This window comes from Kitasatospora sp. NPDC051164, from assembly GCF_044455625.1.
Taxonomy (GTDB): Bacteria; Actinomycetota; Actinomycetes; order Streptomycetales; family Streptomycetaceae; genus Kitasatospora.
Genome location: NZ_JBITFB010000008.1, coordinates 126915 through 138884 on the forward strand (window position 1 = coordinate 126915; position 11970 = coordinate 138884).

Annotated in this window: 13 protein-coding genes; 7 read left to right on the forward strand and 6 right to left on the reverse strand. The window is 72.1% G+C overall.

Annotated features, from left to right (window positions below; genetic code table 11):
* Nucleotides 1–65: 65 nt before the first annotated feature.
* A complete protein-coding gene (locus ACIBEC_RS14165) occupies nt 66–1187 on the reverse strand; it encodes an alpha/beta hydrolase-fold protein (protein WP_360499274.1) in 1122 nt (373 codons plus the stop codon).
* Nucleotides 1188–1404: 217 nt separating this feature from the next.
* On the opposite strand from ACIBEC_RS14165, the gene ACIBEC_RS14170 reads away from it, so the two are divergent.
* The 3 genes from ACIBEC_RS14170 to ACIBEC_RS14180 all read left to right on the forward strand — a co-directional run bounded on the left by ACIBEC_RS14170 (nt 1405) and on the right by ACIBEC_RS14180 (nt 4563).
* Nucleotides 1405–2025, forward strand: coding sequence for a hypothetical protein (locus ACIBEC_RS14170; RefSeq protein WP_360499276.1), 621 nt, complete (start codon nt 1405–1407; stop codon nt 2023–2025).
* A gap of 187 nt (nt 2026–2212) precedes the next feature.
* A complete protein-coding gene (locus ACIBEC_RS14175) occupies nt 2213–3760 on the forward strand; it encodes a putative Ig domain-containing protein (protein ID WP_360499278.1) in 1548 nt (515 codons plus the stop codon).
* A 137-nt stretch (nt 3761–3897) separates the two neighbouring features.
* Nucleotides 3898–4563, forward strand: coding sequence for an HAD family hydrolase (locus tag ACIBEC_RS14180; protein ID WP_360499280.1), 666 nt, complete (start codon nt 3898–3900; stop codon nt 4561–4563).
* Nucleotides 4564–4576: 13 nt separating this feature from the next.
* Here ACIBEC_RS14180 and ACIBEC_RS14185 read toward each other — a convergent pair whose 3' ends face one another.
* Entirely contained in the window at nt 4577–5311 is a 735-nt protein-coding gene (locus ACIBEC_RS14185; protein WP_360499282.1) for an SDR family NAD(P)-dependent oxidoreductase, read from the reverse strand.
* Between the two features lie 103 nt (nt 5312–5414).
* Between ACIBEC_RS14185 and ACIBEC_RS14190 the strand changes: the two genes are divergently transcribed.
* Nucleotides 5415–6269 carry a helix-turn-helix transcriptional regulator gene (locus tag ACIBEC_RS14190; RefSeq protein ID WP_360499284.1) on the forward strand — a complete coding sequence of 285 codons (855 nt, stop codon included), beginning with the start codon at nt 5415–5417 and terminating at the stop codon, nt 6267–6269.
* Here ACIBEC_RS14190 and ACIBEC_RS14195 read toward each other — a convergent pair.
* Entirely contained in the window at nt 6245–7093 is an 849-nt protein-coding gene (locus tag ACIBEC_RS14195; protein WP_360499286.1) for a LysR substrate-binding domain-containing protein, read from the reverse strand. The two genes, ACIBEC_RS14190 and ACIBEC_RS14195, sit on opposite strands and share 25 nt — an antisense overlap.
* A 105-nt stretch (nt 7094–7198) precedes the next feature.
* On the opposite strand from ACIBEC_RS14195, the gene ACIBEC_RS14200 reads away from it, so the two are divergent.
* Both ACIBEC_RS14200 and ACIBEC_RS14205 read left to right on the forward strand, forming a co-directional pair.
* On the forward strand, nt 7199–7930 hold the full coding sequence (locus ACIBEC_RS14200; protein ID WP_360499408.1) for an SDR family oxidoreductase: 732 nt from the start codon (nt 7199–7201) through the stop codon (nt 7928–7930).
* Between the two features lie 114 nt (nt 7931–8044).
* Nucleotides 8045–9037, forward strand: coding sequence for an aminoglycoside phosphotransferase family protein (locus tag ACIBEC_RS14205; protein ID WP_360499288.1), 993 nt, complete (start codon nt 8045–8047; stop codon nt 9035–9037).
* On the opposite strand, the gene ACIBEC_RS14210 is transcribed toward ACIBEC_RS14205, so the two are convergent.
* Nucleotides 9004–9810 (reverse strand): hypothetical protein, encoded by an 807-nt coding sequence (locus ACIBEC_RS14210; protein WP_360499290.1) that lies wholly within the window; start codon nt 9808–9810, stop codon nt 9004–9006. The two genes, ACIBEC_RS14205 and ACIBEC_RS14210, sit on opposite strands and share 34 nt — an antisense overlap.
* Before the next feature lie 71 nt (nt 9811–9881).
* Between ACIBEC_RS14210 and ACIBEC_RS14215 the strand changes: the two genes are divergently transcribed.
* Complete coding sequence (locus ACIBEC_RS14215; RefSeq protein ID WP_360499292.1) at nt 9882–10190, forward strand: cupin domain-containing protein; 309 nt, start codon at nt 9882–9884, stop codon at nt 10188–10190.
* 92 nt (nt 10191–10282) lie between these two features.
* Here ACIBEC_RS14215 and ACIBEC_RS14220 read toward each other — a convergent pair whose 3' ends face one another.
* Nucleotides 10283–11038 (reverse strand): alpha/beta hydrolase, encoded by a 756-nt coding sequence (locus ACIBEC_RS14220; protein ID WP_360499294.1) that lies wholly within the window; start codon nt 11036–11038, stop codon nt 10283–10285.
* Between the two features lie 214 nt (nt 11039–11252).
* Nucleotides 11253–11948 (reverse strand): aspartate/glutamate racemase family protein, encoded by a 696-nt coding sequence (locus tag ACIBEC_RS14225; protein ID WP_360499296.1) that lies wholly within the window; start codon nt 11946–11948, stop codon nt 11253–11255.
* Nucleotides 11949–11970: the final 22 nt, after the last annotated feature.

Genomic DNA, 11970 nt, shown 5'->3' on the forward strand with positions numbered 1-11970 from the left:
CGCGGCTGAGAGAACCGTGAGACGGAGCTGTGAGGCGGGTGTGATCTGCCGGGATGCCGGCTCGGCTACGCGGCGGGGGGCATGGTGATGTGCTTGCCCAGCCACTCCAGGGCCGGGGGGATCTCCCGGGTCCAGGTGTGGAAGTTGTGGCCGGCGGTGTCCAGGGTGATGGTGGACATCTTCGTGGGGGCCTTGAAGGCGGCGACCATGGCCTTGGTCTCGTCGAAGTTGTTCTCGTCGTTGGCAGTGGTCAGCAGCAGCGAGACCGGCGCGGCCGGCTGGTTCTTCAGCCGCCACAGCAGGTCGTTCTCCTGCTTCAGCTGGGCGCTGCCGCCGAACAGGTCGCCGGTGGTCTCGTCGTGGGCGGCGCTGTAGTAGCCGGAGAGGGCGACCGCCGCGGGGTAGGAGTCGGGCTTGCGCAGCGCGAACTTGAGCGCGCAGTAGCCGCCGGTGGAGTTGCCGATCACGGCCCGGTTGGCCGGGTCGGTGCCGATCCGGTAGGTGGTGGCGAGGGCCTTGGGCAGGTCGCTGGTGAAGAAGGTCTCCACCTGCGGGCCGTTCGGCACGTCCACGCACTCGGTGTCCCGGTTGCCGACGAGCGTGGGCCGGGCCATCACCAGGATGGTCGGCGGCAGCTTCTTCTCCTCGATCGCGGCGAGGGTCGACGCCGGGTACTGCATCAGCGAGATCAGCTTCTCCGGGATGCCCGGGTAGCCGGTGAGCACCAGGGCCATCGGGAACCGCTGCTTGGTGTAGTCCGGCTGGAAGTACTGCGGCGGCAGGTAGACGTACGCCTCGGTGCTCAGACCGCTGCCCGCCCCTTTGACGGCGATCTGCTGGATCATCCCCGACCGCTCCGGGTCCGAGCCCTGGGAGGAGTAGAACTTCTGCTCGCCGGTGACGGCCACCCCGGAGGCGTTCGGCGTGTGGTCGACCACCGTGCCGAGCTTGCCGCTGGTGCCGAGCAGGTCGGTCCAGGAGCTGTAGAAGCCGAAGTAGCCGTTCGCGATCAGGCCCATCGCGACCAGCACCGAGACCTGGGTGGCCAGGAAGGCGCCGATCCGCCCCAGCCAGGACTTCCAGCCCTTCCCGCCGAACCGCGGCCAGAGCCACATGGTGGCGGCGAAGACGACGATCGCGATGACCGAGGTGATGATCTGGAGGGGGAGTCCGGTGAGGCTGAGCACGTGCCCGATCGTAGTTGACCCTGACGGGCGGGCCGGGGCGGGCCCTTCCGATGATCGTTCGAAACGGGTTGACCGGGGTCGTTCGTACTCGACAGCATGTCGTCCCGGATGCACGTGGGGAGCGCGCACTGGATGACATCAGGGGTGGGTGCGTGAGGTCTTCGGGGTCCGTGTTCAGGTCCGGCCTGGCCGTCGGCGGAGTGCTGATGCTCGTGGCGTGTTCGGGCGGTGGGGGCGGAGGGACTGCCGCGCCGAGTGCGTCGGCGACGCCGTACGGTACGACGCTCTCGACCAGGGCCTCGGACCGATCAACACCGGGCTGGCGAAGGTGGCGGCGGCCAAGACCACGAACGAGGTCGGTACGGCGCTCGCGGCCGTCGAGTCCAGCGCCGACCGCGCCTCCCGCAACCTGAACGCCGCCGGCACGCCCGCCGGAGCCGAGACCACGCGCACCGAACTGGTGAACGGACTGAACGAGAACGGCCTGGGCACGCTGAAGGTCGTCAACAACGAAGCGGAGGAAGTGGTCTTCTCCATCGCGCGGGACGGGCAGTCCGTCGCCTCGGTGTACTCGGCCAAGGGGCAGCAGGTCACCGTCGAGGGCATCACGGGCGGCACGTACGACTTCTACTACACCAGCGGTTCGGACTGGGACTCCGGGGCGAAGGTGTTCACCCGGAGCTGCCGGTACGTCAAGTTCTCGACGCCGAAGGACTTCAAGGTCGAGAAGACCTCCTCCGGGAGGACCGCGACCACCTGGACGATCACCCTCAACCCGGCGCGGCCCGGAAACGGGAAGACCGAGTGGTCGGATGTGAACTCCGCCCCGCAGCCGTAGCAGGTAGCGGCCGTAGCACGTAACGGGCATACCGGGACGGGTGGTTACTGCCGGGTGGCACAACAGGCCATGACGAGTGGCGAGTTCGGGCAGAACGGTTGACCCCCTTGAAGTGGCCATGGCACTTTCGTGCGGCGTGGGCGTCGGCGACCAGTCGTACACCCCGCGATCCCCCACAAGGAGAGCCATGTTCAAGAGACTTGTCGCGGTGGCCGGCACGAGCGCCGTCGTCGCGGGCGGGCTGGCCTTCGCGGCCGCCCCCGCGCACGCCACCCAGGCGGCCGACCTGACGTCCACCATCGCCCTGAGCAACTGCTCCGCCTCGCTGGTCCGTTACCCCACCTCGGTGGCCGGCGACCGGGCGCTGATGCTCACCAACGGGCACTGCCTGCCGACCATGCCCTCGGCCGGCCAGGTCATCCAGAACGCCAGCGCCAGCCGCAGCGGCACCCTGCTCGACGGCGCCGGCAACAGCCTGGGCACCGTCCAGGCCGACAAGGTGCTCTACGCGACGATGACCGGCACCGACGTCGCGCTCTACCAACTCACCGACACCTACGGCTCGATCACCTCCAAGTACGGGGCCACCGCGCTCACCGTCAGCGACACGCACCCGGTCGACGGCGCCGCGATGTACATACCCTCCTCGTACTGGAAGCAGGTCTGGAACTGCTCCGTCAACGGGTTCGTGCCCACCCTCCGCGAGGACGAGTGGACCTGGCACGACTCGCTGCGCTACAGCTCCGGCTGCAACACCACACACGGCACCTCCGGCTCGCCGATCATCGACTCCGCCAGTGGACGGATCGTCGGCATCAACAACACCGGCAACGACGACGGTGCGATGTGCACCCTCAACAACCCGTGCGAGGTGGCCGCCGACGGCACCACCAAGGCCGTCAAGGGCCAGAGCTACGGCGAGGAGACCTACTGGTTCACCACCTGCCTGAACTCCACCCGGGCCATCGACCTCAACGTCGTCGGCTGCCTGCTCACCAAGCCCGCCGGCAGCGGCGCGGTCTCGGTGACCAGCCCCGGTGACCAGTCGACCGCCGTCGGCGGCTCGGTGAACCTGCAGATCAACGCGTCCGGCGGCACCGCTCCGCTGTCGTACTCGGCGGCCGGCCTGCCCGCGGGCCTGGCCATCAACGCCTCGACCGGCGCGATCACCGGCACCACGACCACCGGCGGCGCCTACCCGGTGACCGTCACGGTGAAGGACTCGGCCGGCAAGACCGCCACCGCGAGCTTCACCTGGAACGTCATCGGCAGCGAAGGCTCGTGCACTCCGGCGCAGCTGCTCGGCAACCCGGGCTTCGAGACCGGTTCGGCGGCGCCGTGGACGGCGAGCTCCGGCGTGGTCGACAACAGCTCCAGCCAGGCCGCGCACGGTGGTTCCTGGAAGGCGTGGATGGACGGCTACGGCTCCTCCCACACCGACACGGTGTCGCAGACCGTGAGCATTCCGACGGGCTGCAAGGCGACGCTGAGCTTCTGGCTGCACGTCGACACCGCGGAGTCGGGCACCACCGCGTACGACAAGCTGACCGTGTCGGTGAACGGCACCGCGCTGAAGACGTACTCCAACGTCGACGCCGCGGCGGGCTACCAGCAGCGCACCTTCGACCTGTCGGCCTACGCGGGCCAGACGGTCACCGTGAAGTTCAACGCGGTCGAGGACTCCTCGCTGCAGACGAGCTTCGTGATCGACGACACCTCGATCCAGACCGCCTGACGCGGCACCCCGGCCGCGCAGCCCGGCCCCCGGCCCGCCGGGGCCGGGCTGCGCGGTCTTCCGCCGCAACTCCAGGACCGGGAAAGCCCCTTGGGTCGGGCCCCGTTCGTGGACGGCCGCCGCCGTATGCTGTCCGGGTGATCAAGCCGATTGAGCTGGTGATATTCGACTGTGACGGCGTGCTGGTGGACAGCGAGGTGATCGCCGTGCGGGTGCTGGTGCGGCTGGGGGAGGAACTGGGCTGGCCGCTGACCGAGGCCGAGGCGATCGAGCGGTTCGTCGGGCGGTCGGAGGCGGTCAACAACGCGCTGGTGGCCGAGCGGCTCGGGGCGGAGACGGCGGCGGTGTGGGGCAAGCGGTTCCACGAGCTGCACGCCGAGGCCGTGGACGCCGGGCTGACCCCGGTGGACGGCCTGCCGGAGGCGCTCGACGCGATCGGCCTGCCCGCGTGTGTGGCCTCCAGCGGTGCGCACGAGAAGATGCGGCACACCCTGGGCCGGACCGGACTCTACGAGCGCTTCGCCGGGCGGATCTTCAGCGCCACCGAGGTCGAGCACGGCAAGCCCGCGCCCGACCTGTTCCTGCACGCTGCGCGGAGCATGGGCGTCGACCCGGCGGCCTGCGTCGTGGTCGAAGACAGCGCGCCCGGCGTCACGGCCGCCCGCGCCGCCGGGATGCGATCGCTCGGCTACGCGGGCGGCGTCACGGCGGCGGAGCGGCTGGCCGGGCCGGGCACGGTCGTCTTCCACGACATGCGCGAGCTGCCGGGGCTGATCGCGGCCGGCGCGGTTCAGCCGGCCTAGTCACCAGGGGTGGTCACCAGGAGTGGTGGCCGCCCTCGGCGTGGAAGAACCGGCCGGTCGGCCCGGCGGCCGCCTCGCCGAGCTGCCGGGCGATCCGCCGGCCGCCCTCCTCGACGGTGGCGAGGCCGCTGTGCTCGTTGAGGTCGGTCGCGCAGTAGCCCGGCTCCAGCGAGCTGACCTTGACGGCGGAATCGCGCAGCGCCCGGGCGTAGACCAGGGTGACGGCGTTCAGCGCCGCCTTGGAGGAGTTGTAGGCGAGCAGGGTCGCGTGCTCCCAGACCGGGGAGTCCGGGTCGGCCAGGAAGGCGAAGCTGGCGAGGCCGCTGGAGACGTTGCCGATCAGCCCGGCCGGTGACTTCCGCAGCAGCGGCAGCATGGCGTTGGTGACGGCGATGACGCCGAAGACGTTGGTCTCGTAGGTCTCGCGCACGGCCTCGACCGGCAGCTCCTCCGGCGTGCGCCGCCAGTCCCGGGCGATGCCCGCGTTGTTGACCAGGGTGTCCAGTCGGCCGTACTCGGCGGCGATCAGCTCGGCCGCGGCGGCGACGGTCGTCGGGTCGGTCACGTCCAGGCGGACGAAGCGGGCGTCCAGGCCCTCGGCGGCGAGCCCGGCGGCGGCCGCTTCACCGCGCTCCGGGTCGCGGGCGCCGATCAGCACGGTGTGCCCGGCGCGGGCGAGTTCCCCGGCGGTGGCCAGGCCGATGCCCTTGTTGGCGCCGGTGATCAGGACGATGCGGTTGGTGTTCATGGCCCCACCCTGGCCCGGTGGCGCCGGGGCCGGGAGAGCACTGTCGAGGGTGGTATCGGCGGTCCCATGGTGGCCGGGCACGTGGTCGGGTCAGACTGGGGCCGTGGAAAACGTGGACCGGGCGGAGCTGGCCGCCTTCCTGCGGGGTTGGCGCGCCCGCATCCAGCCCGCCGATGTCGGCCTGCCGGCCGGCGGACGGCGCCGCACCCCGGGCCTGCGCCGCCAGGAGGTCGCGCAGCTCGCGGGGATGTCGGTGGAGTACTACATCCGGCTGGAACAGGGCCGGGGGCCGCGGCCGTCCCGCCAGATGATCGGGGCGATCAGCCGGGCCCTGCGGCTGTCCGAGGACGAGACCGCCCACCTGCACCACCTGGTCGGCGAGCCGCCGTTGCCCCCGAGCACGCTGTCCCGGGACGTCCGGCCGGGCATCCTGCACCTGCTCGACCGGCTGGACGACACCCCGGCCATGGTCTGCAGCGCCGCCCGCGACATCCTCGCCTGGAACCCCATGGCGGCCGCCCTGCTCGGTGACTTCTCCGCCCCGCCGCCCGGCGAGCGCAACCTGATCTGGCGCTTCTTCACCGACCCGGACACCCGCGCCCGCCACGACGCCTCAGGCCAGGCCGAGTTCGGCCGCCTGGCGGTCGCCGACCTGCGGTCCGCCGCCGCCCGCTACCCCGCCGACAGCGCCCTGCGCGCCCTGGTCGAGCGGCTGCTCGCGGCCGACGCCGAGTTCCGGGAGCTGTGGGCGCGGCAGGACGTGGAGGTCCGCCGCTCGACCCGCAAGCGGATCGTCCACCCGGTGGTCGGCCCGCTCGACCTCGACTGCGAGGCGCTGCACGACCCGCACCGGGACCAGTGGACGATCTTCTACACCGCGGCCCCCGGGACGCCGTCGCACACGGCGCTGCGACTGCTGAAGGTGGTGGGCAGTCAGGACCTGGCCGTGCGGGAGTGAGCGGGTGCGTCCGCGGCGGGCCGGCGCAGGGTGGCGGTGGCGATGGCCAGGAAGTCCGGTACGGGGCCGGTGCCACCGCCCTCCGGGACCGCCAGGCAGGTCTCGACGGGCAGCGAGTCGGTGACCGGCAGGTAGACCAGGTCGGGACGGGAGTACGAGCCCGTGACGCTGAGCGGGACCAGTGCGATGCCCTGCCCGGAGGCGATCAGCTCGAACTTCTCGTCCAGGGAGGACGTCCGACGCTTCCTGGCGTCGAGGATCGGCTCACCGTCGAGGTCGGCCGAGGTGAGGGCACGGCGGCCGGCCAGCGGATGCGTCACCGGCAGGCAGGCCACCTTGGCCTCCTGGCCGATCGGGACGGTGCGCAGCCCCGTGTCGTCGAACGGCCGCCGCAGGTAGCCGACGTGCGCGCGGCCGTCGCGCAGCGGGGCGTCCTGCTCCCACCAGCGCAGCGGGAGGACGTCGACCCCGATGTCCGGGTGGCGCGCGGTGAACGCCCGGATCGCCTCCGACACGTGCAGGCCGGGCGAGAAGGCGACGACCAGCCGCTGTTCGCCGCGCGCGGCCTCCTGGACGCGCCGCAGGGCGGTGTCCACCGTGGCGGTGATCCGCTGCGCCTCCTCGCGCAACTGCCGTCCGGCAGCAGTCAGTTCGACACTGCGGGTGGTCCGGGTGAACAGCAGAAAGCCCAACTCCCGCTCGAACGCCCGGATCTGCCGGCTGAGGACCGGCTGCGCGATGAACAGCTCCTGGGCCGCCCGGCCGAACTGCCGGTGCTCGGCCACCGCGAGGAAGTAGCGGAGCTTGCGCAGGTCCAGATCCATGCCCGCACGGTATCAATGCGCGCGGAAGGGTATTGGACGCCCGGCCCCGGCCGCTCGGAGACTCGACCCATGACCGACACTCACTCCACGGCCGACACGCACTCCATGGCCGACACCCGCCTCGCGGCGGACACCCACGTCGCCGCCGAACCGCGCAGGACAGCCCTCGTCATCGGCGCCTCCCGCACCCTGGGTCTCGGGATCGCCGCCGAGTACCTCCGCCGCGGCTGGGACGTCATCGGCACCGTGCGCGGCAGCCGCCGCACCGGCCTGCACGACCTGGCGGACTCCGCCGACGGGCGGCTGACCGTCGAGCAGTTGGAGATGACCGACCCGGAGCAGATCGCGGCCCTGCGCGACCGGCTGGCCCGGCGCACCCTCGACCTGCTCTTCGTCAACGCCGCCGTCGCCCGCGGCGACCTGCCGATCGGCGAGGTGCCGACGGAGATGTTCACCGAGGTGATGGCCACCAACGCGCTCGGCCCGATGCGCGTCGTGGAGACCCTCGGCCCGCTGGTCGCGCCGACCGGGACCATCGGGGTGATGTCCTCCGACCAGGGGAGCATCGCCCTGAACACCGAGGGCGGGCAGGACCTGTACCGGGCGAGCAAGTCCGCGCTGAACCAGCTGATGCGCTGCTACGCCGTCCGTCAGGCCGGGAGTGCGCGCAGCCTGCTGCTGATGGACCCGGGCTGGGTGCGGACCGAACTCGGCGGCATGGAAGCGGAGTTGAGCGTGGAGGAGAGCGTTCCCGGCGTGGTGGGGACGATCGAGCGCCACCGCGGCGAGCCGGGGCTCCGGTTCCTGGACCACGAGGGCAAGGACGTGGCCTGGTAGCCGGTGCCCTGGAAGCCGGTGGCCTGGCGGCTGGCAGCCGGTGGCCGGTGGCCTGGTGGCCGCGCGGGCTAATTCGGTTGCCCGGGCCGATGGTTGCTGGCAGGCTCGGGCGCCATGCCTTCCTCCCGCACGATGCACGCCGGCGAACTCGCCATCGACGACGCCCTGGTCCGCCGGATGGTCGCCGCACAGTTCCCGTACTGGGCGGCCCTGCCGGTCGAGGCGGTCGCCACGGCCGGGACCAGCAACGCGATGTACCGGCTGGGTGCGGACCTGGTGGTGCGCATCCCGCGGATCCCGGGAGCCGTCGAGGACATCGAGAAGGAGTGCGTCTGGCTGCGGCGCCTGGCCCCGGAGCTTCCGGTCGCGGTGCCCGTACCGGTGGCCCGGAGCGGGCCGGTGGACGGCTGCCCGTGGCCCTGGTCGGTCCTCCGCTGGCTCGACGGTGCGAACCCGGTGGTCGGGCAGGTGGCCGAACCGGCCCTGCTGGCCGCCGACTTGGCGGCCTTCGTGACCGCCATGCGCCGGGTGGACCCGGCCGGCGGCCCCGCTTCCTACCGCAGCGAGTCCCTGCCGGAGCGGGACGACGCGGTCCGGACGGCGATCGCGGCTTCGGCGGACGTCATCGACACCGGGGCTGCGACCGACGCCTGGGAGGAAGCACTCCGGGCCCCCGGGCACCCCGGCCCGCCGGTGTGGATCCACGCCGACCTGCAGCCCGGCAACCTGCTGCTGGACGGGCGCGGCCGGCTGAGCGCCGTCATCGACTTCGGCTGCGCGGGCCTCGGCGACCCGGCCGTGGACCTGATCGCCGCCTGGTACGTGCTCCCCGTGGCGGCCCGTGCCGCCTTCCGGGCGGGCGTGGCCGCCCACGACGCGACCTGGGCGCGCGGCCGGGGCTGGGCGCTGTCCGTCGCGCTGATGGAGCTGGCCTACTACCGCGAGACCAGCCCGCGGATGACGGGCATCGCCCGGTACGTGATCGGCGAGGTGCTGGCCGATCACGCCTCCCGGCCCGATCGTGCCTCGGGAACCGATCGTGCCTCGGGTACCGGTCGTGCCTCGGGAACCGCTCATGCCTCCCCCGCCGGCAGCCGCCACTCGTAGGGGAACAGTTCCTCCGCCCAGCCGGGGGAGTCGGCGGTCGCAGCCTCGGGGGTGCGCAGGAGGCAGCGGTGGCGCAGGAGTTCGCGCCGTTCGGCAGGGGTGAGCAGGCGTTCGTCGGGCCCGAGGTCCTTGTAGTGGCCGAGGTCGGGGCGGCCGTCGACCGAGCCGCCCTCGGTGACGTTGAGGTGGTCGCCCTCGGGGGTGCGGTAGTCGAGGCGGAGGTCCGTGCGCCACTGGGAGTTGCCGCCCCAGCCGTGGGACAGGTCGCGCGTGGGCCGGTCGGCCCGGCGGAAGGTCCAGTAGAGCGGGGAGCGGTCCGCCACCCCGCGCTCGGCGTGCGCCGCACCGGCCCGGATCCGCACCCCGGCGCGGTTGAACAGCAGCTCGCCCAGCATCAGCCCCGGGTGGCGGACCGCCAGGACCTCGATCGGCGCCTGCGGGTCCTCGGCCTGCTCGACCTCGACGATCTCGTGCAGGAACGGGTCGAAGGGCGCGGCGTCCTCGAACGGCGTCATGCCGAGCGCGGTGAACAGGCCGAGGTACGCGGGCGGTTGCGGGTCGAGCAGCAGGACATCGGCGACCCGGCCGAGGGCGTAGAGCTCCCACAGCAGCCTCTGGCCGTCCTCGTCACCCCACCAGTGGTGGTGGGTCGAGGCGGTCCGGAGCCGCTCGGCGTAGCCGCCGGCCCCTTCCCGGGCGAGCCAGGGGCCGATGACGTCCTCGGGCGGGCCGTCGGTGTCGAGCAGGGCCTCGTACAGTGCGCGAGCGTTCACCCCGGCGATCCTGGCAGGTTTTACGAAACGGTCAACCAACGTCCGGGCCGCCCCGGGTAGCGTCCAGAGCCATGAGCGTGGTCGATGTGAACGAGCGGGCGGCGCGGCTGCCCGAGGCCTGGCACTCCCAGGTGCTGGGGCGGGTCGGGGCTGCGGCGGTGAAGGTGCTGCGGATGGACGGGCGGGAGCTGGCGCCGGAGGTGCATGGGACGGCCGAGGTGCTGTTCGTCGCCGAGGGGTGCCTCGAACTGCTCCTGGACGGCGAGGAGTCGACCGTACGGGCCGGCGAGCTGTGCGTCGTGCCGGCGGGCGCGCGGCACGCCGTCCGGGCGGGCAGCCGGGGGACCCTGCTGATCGTGGAGGTGGCGGTGGAGGGGTGATCGCCGCCCCGGGGCCGGCCTTCCGGGCTTCCCGGCTTCCGGGGGGCCTGCGGGGCCGGGTGCCCGGCCGGGGTGGCCGGGCACCGGTGGGGTCACGTCCGGCTGGTGAGGTGGCGGGCGAGGAAGCGGGCGCCGCTGTCGGCCTCGAAGCGGGGGAGCTCCTTGTGCTTGCCCGCGTTCACGTGCAGGGACTTCTCCTTGGAGGCGAAGGCGTCGAACAGCGCGAGACCGTCCTCGCGGGAGATGTGCTCGTCGTCCCACTGCAGGGCGAACTCGATCGGGATGGTGATCCGCTTCGCCTGCTCGGCCAGGACGTCGGGCCAGTGCTGGCCGAAGACCGCGGCGGTGATCCGGGGCTCGCCCGCCACGAAGGGGATGCCGATCGTGGTGCCCATGTTGATGCCCCAGTAGCCGACCGGCCCGTCGGTGCCGATCTCGGGGAGCCGCTGGAGGGCGTCCAGGGTCGCGTGGTACTCGGGCACGGCGAGCTTTGCCAGGTGGTCGTTGTAGCGGACGACGATGGGGCCTTCGGGCTCGCCGGCCGCCCGCACCCGGAACATCTCGGCGATTTCCGCCTCGTCGTGTGCCGTGCGCGGCCGGTCGCCGTGGCCGGGTGCGTCGATGACGGCGACGTGGAAGCCGTAGCCGTGGACGAGGAGCCGGGCGCGGCCCGACATCGCGGGGTGCTTCTTGTGGTTGCCGCCGCCGTGTCCCATCAGGACCAGCGGGGCGCGGTCGGTGCCGGTGGTGGCCGGGGACCAGATCACGCCGGGGACGTCGCCCACGGTGAAGTCGCGCTCGCGGATGCCGTTCGCGGTGGAATCGGCGGTGAACTGGAAAGCAGACATGGTTGGTGCCTTTCGGAAGGGCCTTGAGAAAGGAAGGCGCTCCCGGCGACGGCTACGTCAGTCGCCGACCGTGACGAAGAGGGGGAGCACCCACGGGGATACAGCCTTCACGGGTCTCACCTCCTCTGACGGTGTCTCGGTCAGGGAAGATCTTGCACCTCGAACGCCGCCCCGTGCAAGCCCCTTTCCTGCTCCCTCTCCTGCCCGTTTCCCGTCACCGGTCGCCAAGGGCGGCGGCCACGGCAGCCTCCGCATGCAGACGAGCGGTGGGGAACACCGGGACCGGGCTGTCCTCCGGCCGGACCAGGAGTTCGATCTCGGTGCAGCCGAGCACGATCCCCTCCGCGCCCGCCGCCACCAGCTCTTCGATCACCCGCCGGTAGGCGGCCCGTGATTCGTCGCGGACCACGCCGACGCACAGTTCCTCGTAGATCACCCGGTGGACCAGGGCGCGGGAGTCGGCTTCGGGAACGAGGACGTCCAGGCCGTGCGAGGCCAACCGCCCCCGGTAGAAGTCCTGTTCCATGGTGAAGGCCGTCCCCAGCAGCCCGATCCGCCGTGCGCCGGCCGCCCGTACGGCCAGCGCGGTGGCGTCGGCCAGGTGCAGAAGGGGCACGGCGACCGCGGCCGCGACCTGGTCGGCGACCTTGTGCATGGTGTTGGTGCAGATCAGCAGCAACTCCGCGCCCGCCGCCTCCAGGGACCGCGCCGCGGCGGCCAGGACCTCTCCGGCCTCGTCCCAGCGCCCAGCCGCCTGCAGCTGCTCGATGGCGGCGAAGTCGACCGAGTAGAGCACGAGTTGCGCGGAGTGCAGCCCGCCGAGCCGGTCGCGGGTGAGTTCGTTCAGCAGGCGGTAGTACTCGGCGGTGGATTCCCAGCTCATGCCGCCGATGAGGCCGATGGTCTTCATGGGGTCATTTATAAGGGAAGTT

Excerpts from the sequence above, each read along its gene's own strand:
- ACIBEC_RS14175 (WP_360499278.1), top strand. The coding sequence starts at position 2,213 with ATGTTCAAGAGACTTGTCGCGGTGGCCGGCACGAGCGCCGTCGTCGCG.
- ACIBEC_RS14185 (WP_360499282.1), bottom strand. The coding sequence starts at position 5,311 with ATGAACACCAACCGCATCGTCCTGATCACCGGCGCCAACAAGGGCATC.
- ACIBEC_RS14195 (WP_360499286.1), bottom strand. The coding sequence starts at position 7,093 with ATGGATCTGGACCTGCGCAAGCTCCGCTACTTCCTCGCGGTGGCCGAG.
- ACIBEC_RS14200 (WP_360499408.1), top strand. The coding sequence starts at position 7,199 with ATGGCCGACACCCGCCTCGCGGCGGACACCCACGTCGCCGCCGAACCG.
- ACIBEC_RS14205 (WP_360499288.1), top strand. The coding sequence starts at position 8,045 with ATGCCTTCCTCCCGCACGATGCACGCCGGCGAACTCGCCATCGACGAC.
- ACIBEC_RS14215 (WP_360499292.1), top strand. The coding sequence starts at position 9,882 with ATGAGCGTGGTCGATGTGAACGAGCGGGCGGCGCGGCTGCCCGAGGCC.
- ACIBEC_RS14220 (WP_360499294.1), bottom strand. The coding sequence starts at position 11,038 with ATGTCTGCTTTCCAGTTCACCGCCGATTCCACCGCGAACGGCATCCGC.
- ACIBEC_RS14225 (WP_360499296.1), bottom strand. The coding sequence starts at position 11,948 with ATGAAGACCATCGGCCTCATCGGCGGCATGAGCTGGGAATCCACCGCC.